General features: G+C 68.1%; 19 protein-coding genes and 1 tRNA gene. 2 read left to right on the top strand and 18 right to left on the bottom strand.

Going from position 1 to position 16,931, the window contains the following annotated elements:
- Positions 1 to 84: 84 nt before the first annotated feature.
- Complete coding sequence (gene cadR, locus LWW89_RS08490) at positions 85 to 528, top strand: Cd(II)/Pb(II)-responsive transcriptional regulator (protein WP_013721909.1); 444 nt, start codon at positions 85 to 87, stop codon at positions 526 to 528.
- Positions 529 to 563: 35 nt separating this feature from the next.
- On the opposite strand, the gene LWW89_RS08485 is transcribed toward cadR, so the two are convergent.
- The 18 genes from LWW89_RS08485 to LWW89_RS08400 all read right to left on the bottom strand — a co-directional run bounded on the left by LWW89_RS08485 (position 564) and on the right by LWW89_RS08400 (position 15,199).
- Positions 564 to 2,417, bottom strand: a complete 1,854-nt coding sequence (locus LWW89_RS08485) for an integrase arm-type DNA-binding domain-containing protein (protein ID WP_023093099.1) — start codon at positions 2,415 to 2,417, stop codon at positions 564 to 566.
- A 238-nt stretch (positions 2,418 to 2,655) separates the two neighbouring features.
- A tRNA-Gly gene (locus LWW89_RS08480) sits at positions 2,656 to 2,729 on the bottom strand.
- A 125-nt stretch (positions 2,730 to 2,854) separates the two neighbouring features.
- The gene (locus tag LWW89_RS08475) at positions 2,855 to 3,958 is read right to left on the bottom strand and encodes a YeeE/YedE family protein (protein WP_293263645.1); all 1,104 of its coding nucleotides are present in this window, start codon (positions 3,956 to 3,958) and stop codon (positions 2,855 to 2,857) included.
- A gap of 54 nt (positions 3,959 to 4,012) precedes the next feature.
- Positions 4,013 to 4,714 (bottom strand): 7-cyano-7-deazaguanine synthase QueC, encoded by a 702-nt coding sequence (gene queC / locus LWW89_RS08470; RefSeq protein ID WP_293263644.1) that lies wholly within the window; start codon positions 4,712 to 4,714, stop codon positions 4,013 to 4,015.
- Positions 4,715 to 4,792: 78 nt separating this feature from the next.
- Complete coding sequence (locus LWW89_RS08465; protein WP_293263643.1) at positions 4,793 to 5,194, bottom strand: PilZ domain-containing protein; 402 nt, start codon at positions 5,192 to 5,194, stop codon at positions 4,793 to 4,795.
- Positions 5,195 to 5,243: 49 nt separating this feature from the next.
- Positions 5,244 to 5,900: a 7-carboxy-7-deazaguanine synthase QueE gene (gene queE, locus LWW89_RS08460; RefSeq protein WP_293263642.1), complete on the bottom strand. Its 657-nt coding sequence runs from the start codon at positions 5,898 to 5,900 to the stop codon at positions 5,244 to 5,246.
- 25 nt (positions 5,901 to 5,925) lie between these two features.
- Positions 5,926 to 6,747 (bottom strand): tol-pal system protein YbgF, encoded by an 822-nt coding sequence (gene ybgF, locus LWW89_RS08455; protein ID WP_293263641.1) that lies wholly within the window; start codon positions 6,745 to 6,747, stop codon positions 5,926 to 5,928.
- Between the two features lies 1 nt (position 6,748).
- Entirely contained in the window at positions 6,749 to 7,273 is a 525-nt protein-coding gene (pal, locus tag LWW89_RS08450) for a peptidoglycan-associated lipoprotein Pal (RefSeq protein ID WP_293263640.1), read from the bottom strand.
- A 62-nt stretch (positions 7,274 to 7,335) separates the two neighbouring features.
- Positions 7,336 to 8,634 carry a Tol-Pal system beta propeller repeat protein TolB gene (tolB, locus tag LWW89_RS08445; protein WP_293263639.1) on the bottom strand — a complete coding sequence of 433 codons (1,299 nt, stop codon included), beginning with the start codon at positions 8,632 to 8,634 and terminating at the stop codon, positions 7,336 to 7,338.
- A gap of 62 nt (positions 8,635 to 8,696) precedes the next feature.
- Positions 8,697 to 9,557 carry an energy transducer TonB gene (locus LWW89_RS08440; protein WP_293263638.1) on the bottom strand — a complete coding sequence of 287 codons (861 nt, stop codon included), beginning with the start codon at positions 9,555 to 9,557 and terminating at the stop codon, positions 8,697 to 8,699.
- A gap of 10 nt (positions 9,558 to 9,567) precedes the next feature.
- Positions 9,568 to 9,987: an ExbD/TolR family protein gene (locus LWW89_RS08435; RefSeq protein WP_293263637.1), complete on the bottom strand. Its 420-nt coding sequence runs from the start codon at positions 9,985 to 9,987 to the stop codon at positions 9,568 to 9,570.
- Positions 9,988 to 9,999: 12 nt separating this feature from the next.
- A complete protein-coding gene (gene tolQ, locus LWW89_RS08430) occupies positions 10,000 to 10,677 on the bottom strand; it encodes a protein TolQ (RefSeq protein ID WP_293263636.1) in 678 nt (225 codons plus the stop codon).
- Entirely contained in the window at positions 10,674 to 11,120 is a 447-nt protein-coding gene (gene ybgC / locus LWW89_RS08425; RefSeq protein ID WP_293263635.1) for a tol-pal system-associated acyl-CoA thioesterase, read from the bottom strand. The genes tolQ and ybgC overlap by 4 nt, the downstream gene beginning before the upstream one ends.
- A gap of 92 nt (positions 11,121 to 11,212) precedes the next feature.
- Positions 11,213 to 12,286 carry a Holliday junction branch migration DNA helicase RuvB gene (ruvB, locus tag LWW89_RS08420; protein WP_293263634.1) on the bottom strand — a complete coding sequence of 358 codons (1,074 nt, stop codon included), beginning with the start codon at positions 12,284 to 12,286 and terminating at the stop codon, positions 11,213 to 11,215.
- A 43-nt stretch (positions 12,287 to 12,329) separates the two neighbouring features.
- Positions 12,330 to 12,914, bottom strand: a complete 585-nt coding sequence (gene ruvA / locus LWW89_RS08415; protein WP_293263633.1) for a Holliday junction branch migration protein RuvA — start codon at positions 12,912 to 12,914, stop codon at positions 12,330 to 12,332.
- Positions 12,911 to 13,516, bottom strand: coding sequence for a crossover junction endodeoxyribonuclease RuvC (gene ruvC, locus LWW89_RS08410; RefSeq protein ID WP_293263632.1), 606 nt, complete (start codon positions 13,514 to 13,516; stop codon positions 12,911 to 12,913). The genes ruvA and ruvC overlap by 4 nt, the downstream gene beginning before the upstream one ends.
- Positions 13,517 to 13,523: 7 nt before the next feature.
- Positions 13,524 to 14,372, bottom strand: a complete 849-nt coding sequence (locus tag LWW89_RS08405) for an EamA family transporter (RefSeq protein WP_293263656.1) — start codon at positions 14,370 to 14,372, stop codon at positions 13,524 to 13,526.
- 101 nt (positions 14,373 to 14,473) lie between these two features.
- On the bottom strand, positions 14,474 to 15,199 hold the full coding sequence (locus tag LWW89_RS08400) for a YebC/PmpR family DNA-binding transcriptional regulator (RefSeq protein WP_293263631.1): 726 nt from the start codon (positions 15,197 to 15,199) through the stop codon (positions 14,474 to 14,476).
- Between the two features lie 99 nt (positions 15,200 to 15,298).
- On the opposite strand from LWW89_RS08400, the gene LWW89_RS08395 reads away from it, so the two are divergent.
- Positions 15,299 to 16,828, top strand: a complete 1,530-nt coding sequence (locus tag LWW89_RS08395; protein ID WP_293263630.1) for a helicase HerA-like domain-containing protein — start codon at positions 15,299 to 15,301, stop codon at positions 16,826 to 16,828.
- The last annotated feature ends 103 nt before the right edge of the window (positions 16,829 to 16,931 follow it).

The following is a 16,931-nucleotide window of genomic DNA, read 5'->3' as shown; positions in this document are numbered from 1 at the left end:
CATAGCAATTCCTCGGCGTCGTCATTCGTTCAAATGCATTAAAATCCCTATAGTGGCTATAGGGTCAAGCATTGGAGGACCAGCATGGAAATCAGGATCGGCGAACTGGCGCAGCGCACGGGATGCGAGGTCGTGACCATTCGTTACTACGAAAAGGAAGGGCTATTGCCTGAGCCGGCGCGAAGCAGCGGGAACTATCGGCTGTACGGCGAGGAGCAAGTCAAGCGCATGCAGTTCATTCGCCACTGCCGTTCGCTGGACATGTCGCTGGGCGAGATTCGGACCTTACTGAACCTGTGGGACAGCCCCACCCAGGATTGCGGAAAAGTGAATGCCCTGCTGGATGACCATATCCGGCAGGTGGAGGCGCGGGTCGAGGCGTTGTTGCAGCTAAGGCTGCATTTGACGGCCTTGCGTGAAAAGTGCGCCGGCGCACGACCCGTCGAGGCGTGCGGCATTCTTCAAGGGCTCGTGAATTGTTCTTGCCATACCGTCAGCACCCGAGACGAGGCCAGCGCTGGCGTTTAGCGTACGATTTTTCCCAAATTCTGTGGCTTCCCCTGCTAGGCGACCCCGACTCGCGGCAGGGTCCATTCGCTTTCCTTCACGGCTGTGCTCACGGCCATGACGAGCTTGTCGAGATTGCTGGCCGTCACGCCCTCCAGTGCCGAACGCCCCCGCAGCATCGAGCGCGGCTGCAGCAGTGCATGGTAGATCTGCCAAGGGTCCGCACCCCTGGTCAGCTTCAGGACGGACTGGATCAGCTCGTGCTTGAGTGGGTCGAGGTGCCAGTCCGGCACGCGCTGGCCGCGGTTGCCTACGTTCAACGCCAGCAAGTTGCCCGCCTTGATCTCGTAGCTGATCCACCTGCGGGATTTGCCTGCCATCCTGGCAAACGCAGCGACGGGAAGGTTGTGCGGCGCCTCGAAGACATCGAACAGTTCCATCCTCTCGCGCTGAATGTCCGAAGGCACCAGCGGCGCGGCCGATCGAGGGGGCGGAACCGCCGGCAGCCGATGTGCGGCGGCAGAAACCAACGGCATGGCGTCACCCGGCTTCGTCACGAGCAGGATTGGCGAAGCGGCAACCGGCGTGGAGGGCGCGCTTGCGGTTTGCTCACACGGGAACGCGGGCACGCCTTCCAGATGCACGGTGAGCGGCATGCTGGCTGCCTCGACCTGGTTCTGCTCGAAGAGGTCGAGCCGATCGGCCCAGTCCTGCATCATGCGGCGACGCTGCTCCACGTACTCGGCATGGTTGTAGGTCGCGCTGACCTTGTTGGGATCGACATGCGAGAGCTGTGCATCCACCCAGACCTTCGGGTAGCCGATCTCGTTGAGCGCAGTGGACATCGTGCCGCGGATGCCGTGTCCGGTCAGGCGTTCCTGATAGCCCATGCGCTTGAGCGCACCATTGAGCGTGTTCTCGCTGATGCGCTTCTTCAAGTCGCTGTCGTGCCGGAACAGGTGGCGCTGGGCCGGCTTGAACTCATCCAGCAGGTGCCGGACGATCTCCATGGCCTGAATCGACAGCGGCACGATGTAGGGCGGGATGTCCTTCGCCTGCTGCCGCTTCTTGCGCATATCCAACTGGAGTTGCTTCACGACGTCGGGCGGGATGATCCACAACCCACGGTCCAGATCGAATTGATCCGGCGTCGCCTGTCGCAGCTCTCCGGTTCGCACGCCGGTCAGCAGCAATAGCCGCAGCCCGAGCTGGGTCTGCCGCCTGCCGCGATAGCTGCGCAGCCGCTGCAACAGCTTCGGCAGCTCGGCCATGCGCAGGAACGGGTTGTGGTTGACGGGTGGCAGCGGCAGCGCCACCACATCGAGATCGGAGGCAGGGTTCTGCTCCAGGCCCGGCACGATCACCAGCGCGTAGCGGAACAGTTGGTTGAACCACGTCCTGACTTTCTCGGCGACGGAGAGCGCCCTGCGCTTCTCGATCTTGGCGATCACCTCCAAGAGGTCGGGACGCTTGATCTCATAGATCGACCGCTTGCCCAAGGCGGGCAGCACATCCTTGTCGAAGATGCGCGGAAGTATCGAGAGGGTCGTCTGCCGGCCTTCCTTGAGGCTGAGCCCGCGATGCTTGAGCCACTTGCGATACACCGCCTCGAAGGTGTTTTCGTCGGCGAGCCGGACAGCGGTGCGCTTCTGCTTGCGGTGAACGCGAGGATTGGTGCCTTTGGCCAGCAGGGCGCGCGCTTCGTCGCGCAGGCTGCGGGCCTCGCGAAGCGTCACCTCCGGATAGGTGCCGAGCGACATCCGCTTCTGCTTGCCCGCCCAGTAGTAGCGGAAGTGCCAAGTCCTGCCCCCTGCAGCCGTGACGGCCAGGGAGAGGCCATCCAAGTCAGGGAGGGTGTATGCCTTGCCAGTTGCCTTGGCCTGTCGAACGGCCAGGTCTGAGAGTGCCATGCTCTTGCTCCTGAACATGAGTCAGGAACCAGATGCTGGTCACGTCGACCTCGCCCCTCCATCAACAATCCGGAATCAGCCGCGCCCGCAAAAATGGACTTGTTTGTGGACTTAAAAGTCCCGGCTGTAGATGGATCGCAGTGGACCGCGGCAGAACGTCAAAGAGAGGAAAAGTCCTTGTGTGGCAACGACTTGCAGACTCTCTTGGACTTCTGCGGAAGTCCGCAGAATGATGCAGTGGAGCGGGTGAAGGGAATCGAACCCTCGTATGCAGCTTGGGAAGCTGCCGTTCTACCATTGAACTACACCCGCCCGTCTGGGCTTTGCGCCGCCGGCGTTGCACTGGCGGGGCGGCACGCATTCGTGTGCCGCAAGACAAGGCCCGCATTCTACGGGCGGAGCGCCGGTGCGGCAAGGCCGGCTCCCGGGGGAGGCCATCAGCCGGCCTGGCGCTCCATCCACCACAGGTCGAGGCGGACCATGGCGAAGGCGCCGGCGATGATTGCGGCCAGGGCGACGAAGCTGGCCAGGGCCAGGGTCGAGACGCCCGTGACGCCCTGGCCCAGGGTGCAGCCCATGGCCAGGATGCCGCCGAAGCCCATCAGCACGGCGCCGATCAGGTGGCGGGCGGTATCCCGGGCGTCGCGGAAGCCTTCCCAGCGGAACTCGCGGAAGGCCAGGGCCTGGAGCAGGGCGCCGAGGAAGGCGCCGGCCACGGTGGCGATGCTGAAGGTCACCTTGCGGCTGCCGTCGTTGGCCCAGGAGAGCCACTCCAGACTGTGGGCCAGGGGGCCGACGAAGGTCAGGGCCTCGGGGCGGCCGCTGGCGGTGCCGATGAAGGCTTCTTCCAGGGTGTCTGGATCTTCGGCGATGAAGCCCAGGTGGCCGGTGACGTACCAGGCGCCCACCACCAGGCCGCCCACGGCGAGGCCGCCGAGCAGGGGGCGGGTCCGCCAGACGTCGCGGCTGGCCAGGGCCCAGGCCAGGAACAGGCCGCCCACCACGATGGCCGCGACGATCCGGGCGGTGCCGGGAGCCAGGCCCAGCCCGGCGGCCAGGGTGCCGACGTCCGGCGCCGGCAGGGGCAGCGGGGGGGCGCTCTGCACCAGGGTGCGCAGCGGGGTGAGGATGCCGTGCATGGTCATTTCGGCGGTGAGGGCCAGCACCAGGAAGGCCACCAAGGACTTCAGGTTGCCGCCGCCGGCCCGGGTCAGGGAGCGCAGGCCGCAGCCCGAGGCCAGCACCATGCCGGCACCGAAGAGCAGGCCGCCGGTGACGAAGGGCACCAGGGGCAGGCGCGGCTGGCGGTAGATGGTGCGGGCCAGGGGCAGGTCGAAGGCGACTTCGAGCAGGGCGGCGCCGAGGATGGCCACGGCGATGGCCAGGGACCACATGCGCAGACGGGTGAAGCTGCCCATGCTGACCACGTCGGCCACGGCGCCGACGGTGCAGAAGTGGGTGGCGCGGGTGCTGAAACCGAGCAGGGCGCCCAGGAAGAAGCCGTAAAGGACTACCTGGCTGGCGAGTTGGCTGACGTCCATGGAAAGGGCGGGAAAGGGCGGGAAAAAGCGGGAGAAGGCAGGGGCGGCAGGGTGTTAGGCGCCGCGGTAGCGGGTCGGGTCGGCCAGGCCGGCGGCGGCGAAACCTTCGCGGCGCAGCCGGCAGGCGTCGCAGGCGCTGCAGGCGCGGCCCTGGTCATCGGCCTGGTAGCAGGACACGGTGAGGCCGTAGTCCACGCCGAGGCGGGTGCCGGTGCGCACGATGTCGGCCTTGGACAGGTCGATCAGGGGGGCGTGCACGCTCAGCCGGGCGCCTTCAACGGCGGCCTTGGTGGCCAGGTTGGCCAGGTCTTCGAAGGCCTGGACGAAGGCCGGGCGGCAGTCCGGATAGCCGGAATAGTCCACCGCGTTCACGCCGACGAAGACGTGGCGGGCGTCGAGTACCTCGGCCCAGGCCAGGGACAGGGCGAGCAGGATGGTGTTGCGCGCCGGCACGTAGGTGATGGGGATGCCGGGCTGGAGGCCTTCGGTGGGTACCTCCAGGCCGGGGTCGGTGAGGGCCGATCCGCCGAACTGGCCGATGTCGATCTTGGCCACCCGGTGCTCGGCGGCGCCCAGGGCCTTGGCGACGCGGACGGCGGCGTCCAGCTCGGCGCGGTGCTTCTGGCCGTAGTCCACGGACAGGCAGTAGCAGGCGTAGCCCTGTTCGCGGGCGATGGCCAGGACGGTGGCGGAATCGAGGCCGCCGGAAAGCAGGATGACCGCCTTGGGGGCGGCGGGAGAAACGGAATCGGTCATGGGGGCGGATGGTGGGGATAAACCCCGGGCAGGTCAATTCGCAGCAGTGGCAGGCGGGCGGCGGGGGCCGCCCCGGGATCAGTGGCCGTGGGCCAGGGCGGCCAGTTCCCGTTCGAGCAGGTCCGGGTCGCCCAGGTTGAGTTCGACCAGGCGGCGCAGGTGGCAGGCGCTGTCCAGGTCGATGCGCTCGCAGAAGAGGCCCAGGTGGGTGGCCTCGACGTGGGCGATGTGGCCTTCCAGGCGCACCACTGGGCCGGCGTCGCCGAGGGGGACTTCCACGGTGCACTGGGTGCCGATAGGTGGCGGGGCGTCCAGGGCGAGCAGGGCGCCCTTGAACGACAGGTCGAGCACTTCGCCGTCGAGCCGGCCCTGGCGGGTGAGCAGCCGGGCCGGTCCCCGGTAGACCACTCGGGCATGGTGGCGGCGCTCCTGGCCGGTGGGCGGAACGGGGGCGGTGGGATGGGCGGGCTGGTCGGACATGGCAGGGCTCCTCAAGCCCCGTGGCCGCGGGGATGCGGCCGGGGCGGGCTCACTTGCCCTGCATGTTACCCCAAAGGATTTTGTGCAGTTGCACCTGGAAGCGCACCGGCAGGCCGTCGGCCAGGATCCACTCGGCCAGCTGGCGCGGTTCGAGCTGGCCCGCCACCGGGGAAAACAGCACCGGGCACTTGTCGGCCAGGGCGTGCTCGTCCAGTTGGGCCTTGGCCCAGTCGTAGTCGCCCCGGGAGGCGATGACGATCTTCACTTCGTCCCGGGGAGTGAGGTGGGCCAGGTTGGCGAGCCGGTTGCGCCCGACCTCGCCGGAGTCCGGCGCCTTCAGGTCCATGATGCGCGACACCCGGGGGTCCACCTTGGCGATGTCCAGGGCGCCGGAGGTTTCCAGGGACACGTCGCAGCCGTCGTCGCACAGGGCGGCGAGCAGGGGCAGGCAGTTCTTCTGCGCCAGGGGCTCGCCGCCCGAGACGCAGACGTGGTGGGTCGGGTACTTGGCCACCTCGTAGAGGATCTGGCCGATGGTCTGGGTCTCGCCGCCGGTGAAGGCGTAGGCGGTGTCGCACCAGACGCAGCGCAGGGGGCAGCCGGTGAGGCGGACGAACACCGTCGGCAAGCCGACCCGGGAGGCTTCGCCCTGAACGGAATAGAAGATTTCGCTGATCCGCAGGGTCAGCTGACGGTGATTCTCCACCTCGGGTACTTCCTTTGCGTGCTGCTTATTTCTTGAGCCGGTCCTTGGCGGACTGGGCGGCCCGGCTGTCCGGGTACTTGGCGGCCAGGCGCTCCAGGGACTGGCGGGCGCCCTTGGCGTCGCCCAGCTCCTGCTGGCAGTTGGCGATGGTCAGCAGGGCATCCGGCGCCTTGGCGTGGTCGGGCCACTTGCTCAGCACCACCTGCTCGGCGGCGATCGCCTTCTTGCAGTCGCGCTGGGCGTAGAAGCTGTTGCCGAGCCAGAACTGGGCCGAGGGGGCGAAGTCGCTCTGGGCATGGGCGCGGCCAAAGGCGTCGAAGGCGTTGGCCGCTTCCTTGTACTTGCCGCCCTTGAACAGGGTCAGGGCCGCTTCGTATTCCTTGGCTTCGGCCTGGGGATTGGCGGCCGGCTTGGCCGGAGCCTGGGCTGCGGGGGCGTCGCCGCCGGCAGCCGGGGCATCGCCGCCGGATTGGGCCTGGGGCTCGAACTTGCGCAGCCGGGTGTCCAGGTCCAGGTAAAAGTCTTTTTGCCGCTGCTGGGCCTGCTGCAGCTCGTAGGTGAGCATTTCCACCTGGCCGCGCAGCTGGGCCACGTCGGACTTGAGGTTGTCGAGCTGGTTGGACAGCTCCAGCTGGGCGCGGTTGGCCGCTTCCAGCTTGTCGAGGCGGGCACGGGACTCGGCGCGCAGATCGGCGATCTGGCGACGGGCCTCGTCGTCGTCGAACATGCCGGCGTGCGCCGCGGGCGCCGCCGACAGGCCTGCGACCAACAGAGCCGCCAGGATCGCCGCCGTCCGCGACAGGCGGGCGGCAGGCGCGTGGGGAGAGGTGGGTCGCAGGCCAACCATCTTAGTACTCGCCGTTGTAGAGGATGTCGGCGCGACGGTTTTCGGCGTAGGCCGCTTCGTCGTGGCCTTCGGCCTTCGGCTTCTCTTCGCCCAGGGAGACGGACTCGATCTGGTCATCCTTGGCGCCGAGCAGGTTCAGGGCCTTCTTCACGGCGTCGGCACGCTTCTGGCCCAGGGCCAGGTTGTACTCGCGGGAGCCGCGTTCGTCGGTGTTGCCCTGGATCAGGATCTTGGCGGACTTGTTCTCGGACAGGTACTTGGCGTGGGCGGCCACCAGCTGCTTGTACTCGGCCTTCACTTCATACTTGTCGAAGTCGAAGTAGACGCTGCGCTTGGACAGGATGTTGTTCGGGTCCTTGAGCGGGGACAGGGCGCCGGACTGGTTGCCCACGCCGGAGGAGGTGGCGGTCGGGGTGCGGGTTTCCACGGCGGCGCCGGATTGGCCTTCGGTGCTGGTGGTGGAGCAACCGGTCACCAGGGCGGCGAGCAGGGCTGCGGTAATGGCAGAGGTTTGAGCGAAACGCATTGTGTTCTCCGAAAGGAAGAGCGTAGAGGAGGAAGTGGTCAGACGGTGACGGACGGCCGGGGCTACTTGACCAGGGGACCCCAGGCTGGCTCCCGCACGTCACCGGCGGCGATCGACAGGCGCTGCTTGATGCGACCATCGGCGGATACGGCGGACAACACGCCCCGGCCGCCGATTTCGGTGGCGAACAGGATCATGCGTCCGTTGGGAGCAAAACTGGGGGATTCGTCGCGGGAGGAGTCGGTGAGGACCTGGGTCTGGCGGGAGTTCAGGTCCATCACTGCCAGGCGGAAACCGCCGGCGCCGCGGGTGATGTAGGCAAGCAGCCGGCCGTCCGGGGACAGGCGCGGGCTGACGTTGTAGGAACCTTCGAAGGTGACCCGCTCCGCCGCTCCGCCGCTGGTGGCGACCCGGTAGATCTGGGGCTGGCCGCCCCGGTCGGAGGTGAAATAGACGTAGCGGCCGTCGGCGGACCACTGGGGCTCGGTGTCGATCCCGGACGAGGTCATCAGCCGGGTGACCCCGGAGCCGTCGGCGTTGAGCACGAAGATCTGGGAGCCGCCGTCCTTGGTCAGCACCACCGCCAGGCGGTTGCCGTCGGGGGACCAGGCCGGGGCCGAGTTGGAACCCTTGAAATTGGATACCACCTGGCGCCGTCCGGTGGCCAGGTTGTGCACATAGACCACCGGCTTCTTGTTCTCGAAGCTCACGTAAGCCAGGCGGCCGCCGTCGGGGGACCAGGCCGGGGAAATGATCGGTTCCTTGGAGACCAGGGCCGACTGGGCGTTCTGGCCGTCGGCATCGGCGATCTGCAAGGCGTAGCGGGAACCGGTCTTGACCACGTAGGCGATGCGGGTGGAGAAGACGCCGGGTTCGCCGGTGAGCTTTTCGTAGATGAAGTCGGCGATACGGTGGCCGGCGGCACGCAGCGCCGGAGTGCTGGTCAGGTAGGCGGCGCCGCCCAGGGATTGCTGGCGGGTCACGTCATAGAGGCGGAAACGGGCCTCCATGCGGCCATCGCCGCCGCTGGCCAGGCTGCCGGCGGCCAGGGCGTCGGCGCCGCGGCCCTTCCAACTGCCGTAGTCCACGGCGCTGTTCTCGGTCAGCGCCTGGCTGCCCGGGTCGATCATCTTGAACAGGCCGCTGCGTTCCAGGTCGCCGCGCACCACGGTGGTCAGGGCGCGGGACAGGCCCGGTTCGCCGCCGAAATCGGCGATGGCGATGGGAATGCGGTTGGCACCGGCGCCGGTGACCTCGACGGTCAGCTGGGCGTGAGCCACGTGGGGCAGGACCGACAGGGCCAGGGCGGCAAGCAGCCCCTGGATCAGGGAGCGGCGCGGCAGGAATCGGGGAGTCGTCATGGGCGATATCGGGGTTCAGGCGGCAGCCGGTGGGGCGCCGCGAAAAAAAGCATTATAAAACCTTAGGTTTCCCGGGGGCGGTACTTGATGGTGATCACGCGGTCGGGCTGGCCCGAGTCCGGCTTGGGTAGCGGCGAGGCGTTGTGGATGGCGCGCTCCACCGCGGCGTCGAGGGCCGGATTGCCGCTGCTCTTTTGCAGCTTGACGCTGATCACCTCTCCGGTGATCAGCTGCTCCACCTGGAACACCGCTTCCGGGTTGCCTTGAACGTTGGGCGGCAACACCACGTAGCCGCGCACCTTGGCGCTGATCTTGGCGGCGTAGTCGCCGCGGCCGATGTTGCGCGCCACCGTGGCGGTTTCCGCTTCGGCCAGGTTCTTTAGCCGGTTGTCGCTCTGCTGCCGGGAAACCTTCTTGTTGACCTGGTTCAGCTCATCGTTGAGGGCCGAGCTGAAGTCCGGACGGGGCGGCTCGGGCTTCTTCTCGGCCTTGGGTTCGGGTTTCGGCTCGGGCTTTTTCTCCGGCTTGGGCTCGGGCTTCGGTTCCGGCTTCTTTTCCGGTTTCGGTTCGGGCTTGGGCTCGGGTTTTGGCTCGTGCTTCTTCTCCGGCTCCTTCTTCACCGCGATGTCGGGCTTGGCCACCGGCTTGACCGGGGGCGGCGGCTCGGGGGCCGGTTTGGGCGCGACCTTGGGTTCGGGAGGGGGAGGAGGAGGTGGCGGCGGGGCGCTCGGCTTGGGCGCGGCGGTCACCAGCCCCGGCGTGGCGTTCCACAGCTCCACCTGGACCGAGGTCGGCGGGGTCGAGCGCCACGAGACGCCGACGATGAGGAAGATCGCCAGGGCCACGTGCACGGCGACGGCGAGCACGAGGCTCGCCCGTTTTCCCGGGGCCGGGGCCGTGTCGAGGTAGTGCAGGGCGGACATTGGCGGAGGATCAGCGCTTGCCGGCGGTCGGGGTGACCTGGACGTCCATGCCGACCCGCTTGACGCCCGATTCCTTGAGCTGGCCGAGCACCTCGGCGAGCAGTTCGAGCTTGACCGACTTGTCGCCGACCACGGCCACCGGACGCTCGTCGTTGCCGTTTTGCAAATCCACCACGGTGCGGGCGATGTCGCGCTTGTCCACGGACTGCTCGGGGCCGCCGTAGCCGTCCTTGAGGACGATCGACTGGTCGGCCTTGAGGGACACCACCACCGGGTTCTGCGGCGTTTCGTTGCCGGCGGCGGCGGTGGGCAGGTCGATCGAGCCGGTCTGCATCATCGGCGCGGTGACCATGAAGATCACCAGCAGCACCAGCATCACGTCGATATAAGGGACGACGTTGATTTCGTTCTTGAGACGGCGGGGACGCATGGACTCGGACCCTTAGCGCATCTGCCGCTGCAGGATGTTGGAGAACTCTTCCATGAAGCTCTCGAAACGGGTGGACAGCCGGTCGATGTCGTAGGCGAAGCGGTTGTAGGCGAGCACCGCGGGGATTGCCGCGAACAGGCCGATGGCGGTGGCCACCAGGGCTTCGGCGATGCCGGGGGCCACCGAGGCCAGGGTGGCCTGGCCCACGTTGGACAGGCCGCGGAAGGCGTGCATGATGCCCCACACGGTGCCGAACAGGCCCACGTAGGGGGACACCGAACCGACCGAGGCGAGGAAGGCCAAGTGGTCTTCCAGGCCGTCCACCTCGCGCTGGTAGGTGGCGCGCATGGCGCGGCGCGAGCCGTCCACCACGTCCTTGGCTTCCAGGTTCTTCTGGCCGCGCAGCTTGGTGAATTCGCGGAAGCCGGATTCGAAGATGCGCTCCATGGCGCCGGCGTGGTGGCGGTCGTTGACCGCGCTCTGGTAGAGGTTGGCCAGGTCGCCGCCGGACCAGAAGTCGCGCTCGAACTGCTCGGTCTTGTTGCGCGCCAGGCGCACCGCGAACCACTTGCGGAAGATGTAGTACCAGGACATGAAGGAGACGCCGGCCAGCAGCGCCATCACCAGCTGCACGACGGCGCTGGCGTTGGTGATCAGATGCAGGATCGACAGGTCTTGGGTGACGTTCATTGCAGGGTCTCGAATTTGGCGCGCAGCCAGTCGGGGATGGGAGTCGATTTCATCTTGGCGAAGTCCACGCAGACGATCTGCACCGTGGCGGTGACCAGTTCTTCCCAGCCGGACGGCGCGTCCGGGCTGGCGCGGCGCACGTGCTGGCGGAACACCACCTGGCTGCGGCCGAGCTTGTCGACCTCCAGGCCGACGTTGAGCAGGTCGTCGAGACGGGCCGGGCGCAGGTAGTCGATGTTGATGTTGCGCACCACGAACACCAGGTTGTGGTCCCGGGCCAGGTCGCGCTGGTCGTGGCCGATCTGGCGAAGCCATTCGGTACGGCAGCGTTCGAGGAAATCTAGGTAGGTGGCGTGGTAGACCACGCCGCCGGCATCGGTGTCGGCGTAGTAGACCCGGACGGGCCAGGTGAAGGCGTTGGGCTTTTGTTCGTGGGCGGGCATGAAGGCGCTATTTTAGGAGTCTGGAAAGCGAGCGAGAAACCTGGGCTGTAACGCACTGTAACCAGTTGTTGCAAATCCGGAGGAAAGGCGGCTCAGCTTTCCTCGTCCCACAGCTGGGGCGTGGCCTCGGCGGGCAGTCCGGCGGGGGGGCGGAAACCCAGGTGGCGGTAGATGGCGGCGGTGGCCATACGTCCCCGGGGGGTGCGTTGCAGGTAGCCCTGCTGGATCAGGTAGGGCTCCAGCACGTCCTCGATGGTGTCCCGGGCCTCGCCGATGGCCGCCGCCAGGTTGTCCACGCCGACCGGGCCGCCGCCGAACTTGTCGATGACGGCTTCGAGCAGCTTGCGGTCCATCATGTCCAGACCGGCCGGGTCCACGTCGAGCATGGACAGGGCGGCGTCGGCCACCGGGGCGGTGATCACGCCGCCGGCCTTGACCTCGGCGTAGTCGCGCACCCGGCGCAGCAGCCGGTTGGCGATACGCGGCGTGCCCCGGGAGCGCTTGGCGATCTCCAGGGCGCCGTCGGGTTCGATGGCGACGTTGAGCAGGCCGGCGGAGCGGCTGACGATGTGGGTCAGCTCGGCGGCGTTGTAGAACTCCAGCCGCGAGACGATGCCGAAGCGGTCGCGCAACGGGTTGGTCAGCATGCCGGCCCGGGTGGTGGCCCCCACCAGGGTGAACGGCGGCAGGTCGAGCTTGACCGAGCGGGCCGCCGGGCCTTCGCCGATCATGATGTCGATCTGGAAATCCTCCAGGGCCGGGTAGAGGATTTCCTCCACCACCGGCGACAGGCGGTGGATTTCGTCGATGAACAGGACGTCGTTGGCGTCCAGGTTGGTCAGGATCGCCGCCAGGTCGCCGGGGCGCTCCAGCACCGGGCCCGAGGTCTGGCGCAGGTTGACGCCCATCTCCTGGGCGACGATGTGGGCCAGGGTGGTCTTGCCCAGGCCGGGGGGGCCGAACAGCAGCACGTGATCGAGGGATTCGCCGCGCTTGCGGGCCGCCTGGATGAAAATCTCCAGTTGCTCCCGCACCTTGGCCTGGCCCACGTAGTCGGCCAGGCGCTTCGGCCGCAGCGCCCGCTCGATGGCCTCCTCCTGGGTGGAGGCGGCGCCGGGGGCGATCAGGCGGTTGGCGGGGGCGGAAAAGGAGTCGGTTTCGATCATCGGGGGACGGACGGATCAGGGCAGAGGCCGGGGCGGAGGCAACTCAGGTCTTGGCCAGGAGCTTGAGGGCCTGGCGGATGCCGTCGGAAACGGAAACGCCGGCAGGCAGCTTGTCCATGGCCTGGCCGGCTTCGCGCTCATTGTAGCCGAGGGCCAGCAGTGCATTGAGGATGTCGTGGCTGGCGTCCGGGGCCAGGGCGCCAGCGGCACCGGCGGCGGCGCCCACCGGGGCGAGCTTGTCCTTGAGTTCGAGCAGCAGGCGCTCGGCGGTCTTCTTGCCTACCCCGGGGATCTTGGTCAGCCGCCCGGTTTCCTGGCGCGACACGGCGGCGGCCAGCTCACTCACCGACAGGCCGGAGAGCACGGCCAGGGCCATCTTCGGTCCGACCCCGGAAATCTTCACCAGCTGGCGGAAGGTGGCTCGCTCCTCGGCGGTGAGGAAGCCGAATAGGAAGTGGCCGTCTTCGCGCACCACGTGATGGGTGAGCAGCACGGTCTTCTCGCCCAGGCCGGGCAGGTTGTAGAAGGTGCTCATGGGCACGTCCACCTCGTAGCCCACGCCGCCCACGTCCACCAGGACCTGGGGCGGGGTTTTCTCGATGAGGGTGCCGGCGAGTCGTCCGATCATTTCTTGTCCCCGGAAGAGGTTGAGAGGGTGGCCGCGCCGGGCAGGCGGGCCAGGTCCTTGGCCATCAGCCGGCCGCCGCGGCGGCGGCCGGCTGTGGGCAGGGCGCCCATGCCCAGGCCGCCGTGGGCGTGGCAGATGGCGCAGGCCAGGGCGTCGGCCGCGTCCGGCGATGGGTCGCCGGGCAGTTGCAGCAGGCGCCGCACCATGTGCTGCACCTGGGTCTTGTCGGCCCGGCCGTGGCCCACCACCGCCTGCTTGATCTGCATGGTGCCGTATTCGGCCACCGCCAGGCCGGCCAGGGTCAGGGTGGTGATGGCGGCGCCCCGGGCCTGGCCGAGCAGCAGGGTGGACCAGGGGTTGCGGTTGAGGAACACCTCCTCGATGGCCGCCTGGCCCGGGGCGTGGGCGACGACGATGGCGTCGATGCCCCGGGCGATGGTGGCCAGCCGCTCGGGCAGGCCGGCCTTGTCGTCGGTGCGGATGCAGCCGCTGGCCACGTAGGCGAGCTTGCTGCCGGTGACGTCGATGACGCCGAAGCCGGTGATGCGCAGCCCCGGGTCGATGCCGAGGATGCGCAGGGTGGTGGGCGCGGGCAAGGTCACGGCCGGCTCACTTGCGCGCCAGGGCGACACCGCCCACCGCCACCGCCATGCCGACCAGGGCGGCGCCGGTGAGGGTCTCGCCGAAGGCGGCCCAGGCGATCAGGGCCGTGGTCGGCGGGGTAAGGTAGAACAGGCTGGCCACGTTGACCGCGCTGCCGCTGCGGATCAAGAGGTTGAGCAGGCTGATGGCGCCCACCGACAGCACCAGCACCAGCCAGAGCAGGGCGAAGACGAACTGGCCGCTCCAGGCGATGTGGAACGATTCGCCACTGGCCGCGGCGGCCAGGGCGGTGACCAGGGCCGTGGGCACGAACTGGATGACCGCGCCGGTGCGCAGGTCGAAGTGGGGGCAGAAGCGTTTCTGGTACAGGGTGCCGGCGGTGATCGCCGCCAGGGCGAACAGGGCCGGCAGCAGCAGGGCGCCCAGGGGTAGGCCGGCCAGCTTGCTGGAGACCACCAGGGCGACGCCGACGAAGCCCAGGGCCAGCCCCAGCCATTGCCGACCGGTGACCTTCTCGCCGAGCAGCAAGCCGGCGCCCAGGGCGGTGAGCAGGGGCTGGGTGCCGACCACCAGGGAGGTGACCCCGGCGGGCAGGCCCAGGCCGATGGCGACGAACACCCCGCCCAGGTAGCAGGCATGCAGCAGCACCCCGGTGACGGCGATGTGCAGCCACTGGCGCGGCTCCTTCGGCCAGGGGGCGCGGGTGGCCAGGGCCACCCCCAGCATCAGGGCGATCACCAGCATGTAGCGGGCGAGCAGGAAGGTGAGGGGCTCGGCGTAGGGCAGGCCGAACTTGGCGCCGATGAAGCCGGTGCTCCACAACAGGACGAAGAGGAGCGGCAGGAGCGGGCGCAGGGTGGGCACGGGCGTCGGGGTCGGAGAAAAAGGCTGGAAAGGCCAGGGGCTAAAACGACGAAGCGGCGCCGGGCGCCGCTTCGTCTTTCGCCTCGGGAGGCTCAGTCCTCGAACACCGCCGAGGAGTACACCTCCTGGACGTCGTCCAGGGATTCCAGGGCGTCGAGCAGCTTCTGCATCTTCACCGCGTCGTCGCCGGACAGGGGCGACTCGTTGAGGGGCTTCATGCTCACCTCGCCGAATTCGGCCTTGAAGCCGGCGCGTTCCAGGGCTTCCTTGACGGTGGTGAATTCCCAGGGGCCGGTGAGGACTTCGATGGAACCGTCGTCGTTGCTCACCACATCGTCGGCACCGGCTTCCAGGGCGGCTTCCATCAGAGCGTCCTCGTCGGTGCCCGGGGCGAACATCAGCTGGCCGCAGTGCTTGAACTGGAAGGCCACGCAGCCGTCGGTGCCCATGTTGCCGCCGTACTTGGAGAAGGCGTGGCGCACGTCGGCCACGGTGCGGACCTTGTTGTCGGTGAGGCAATCCACGATCACCGCCGCGCCGCCAATACCGTAACCTTCGTAGCGGGCTTCCTCGTAGCTGACACCTTCGAGCTGGCCGGTGCCGCGCTTCACGGCGTTGTCGATGTTGTCCTTGGGCATCGATTCGCCCTTGGCCTTTTCGATCGCCAGGCGCAGGCGCGGGTTCATGGCCGGGTCGCCCCCGCCCATCTTGGCCGCTACCGTGATTTCCTTGATCAGCTTGGTGAAGACCTTGCCGCGCTTGGCGTCCTGCCGGCCTTTACGATGCTGGATGTTGGCCCATTTGGAATGCCCGGCCATAGCTCACCTCAAACGTGATGTAGTGTCGAAAACCCGCTCTGATACGGATGCAAGAGCGTTTTAGAATCGCAAAATTCTAGCATAGCGAGGCTCTCCCCCATGGTTGCTCCCCTTCCCGTTGCCCGGCACCAGGCCGAGGATCTGTGCCTGCTGCCCGCCCTGGCCAACCGCCACGGCCTGATCACCGGCGCCACCGGCACCGGCAAGACCATCACCTTGCAGGTGCTGGCCGAGCGCTTCTCGGCCATTGGCGTGCCGGTGTTCCTCGCCGACGTGAAGGGCGACCTGTCCGGCGTCGCCGCCCCAGGGCAGGAATCGGCCAAGCTGGCCGAGCGGCTAAAGAGCCTGGGCGTCGCCGACTGGGCGCCCCAGGCGCTGCCCGTGGTGTTCTGGGACGTCTACGGCAAGCAGGGCCACCCGGTGCGGGCCACCATCTCCGACATGGGGCCGGTGCTGCTGGCCCGGCTGCTCAACCTCAACGACACCCAGGCCGGGGTGCTGCAGCTGGTGTTCAAGATCGCCGACGACAACGGCCTGTTGCTGCTCGACCTGAAGGACCTGCGCGCCATGGTCCAGCACGTCGGCGACAACGCCAAGACCTTCACCACCGAGTACGGCAACATCTCCGCAGCCTCCATCGGCGCCATCCAGCGCGGCCTGCTGACCCTGGGCGAGCAGGGGGGTGAGGTGTTCTTCGGCGAGCCGATGCTCGACATCGCCGACCTGATGCAGACCGACGGCAATGGCCGCGGCGTGGTCAACGTGCTGGCTGCCGATTCCCTGATGCAGCAGCCCCGGCTGTACTCCACCTTTTTGCTCTGGCTGCTCTCGGAGTTGTTCGAGCGCCTGCCCGAGGTGGGGGATGTGGACAAGCCCAAGCTGGTGTTCTTCTTCGACGAGGCCCACCTGCTCTTCAACGAGGCGCCGCCGGCCCTCCAGGAAAAGATCGAGCAGGTGGTGCGGCTGATCCGCTCCAAGGGCGTGGGCGTCTATTTCGTCAGCCAGAACCCCCTGGACATTCCCGAGAAGGTCCTCGGCCAACTCGGCAACCGGGTCCAGCACGCCCTGCGCGCCTTCACGCCGCGGGACCAGAAGGCGGTCAAGACCGCCGCCGAGACCCTGCGCGCCAACCCGGCCTTCGACGCCGCTGCGGCCATCACCGAACTGGGGGTGGGCGAGGCCCTGGTCTCCTTCCTCGACGAGAAGGGCCGGCCGGCCATGGTCGAGCGGGCCTTCGTCCTGCCGCCGGCCTCGCGCATCGGGCCCCTGACGGCCGACGAGCGCGGCGCGGTGATCAAGGGCTCCCTGCTGTTCGGCCACTACGAGCAGGCGATCGACCGGGAAAGCGCCTACGAAATCCTGCGCGGCCGCAGTGCCCAGACCCCGGGGTCCGCCGACGGCGCCCCGGCTGGAACGACGGTACCGGCCCCGTCGGGCGGCGGCCTTGGAGACGTGCTCGGCGACATCTTCGGCGGCGCCCCGGCGGCCAAGGGCGGGCGGCGCAGCGACTCCCTGGTGGAAACCCTGGCCAAGTCGGCGGCCCGAGCCCTCGGCTCTCAGGTGGGTCGGGAGATCGTGCGCGGCGTGCTCGGCTCGATCCTCGGCGGCAGCGGATCGCGCCGCCGTTGAGGGTGCCGGCCCGCGCCGCAGCGCATCGGCTGCGGCCGCAGCCGGCAAGATATCCGGCCATCGCCGGCCCGCCGCAAGGCGGAGCCGGCGTTTTCGTTTACGG

The sequence above is a fragment of the Oryzomicrobium sp. genome (assembly GCF_021287045.1).
Lineage (GTDB): Bacteria > Pseudomonadota > Gammaproteobacteria > Burkholderiales > Rhodocyclaceae > Oryzomicrobium.
The sequence above is the reverse complement of the archived record's forward strand: the minus strand, read 5'-3'. Positions and strand labels throughout refer to the sequence as shown.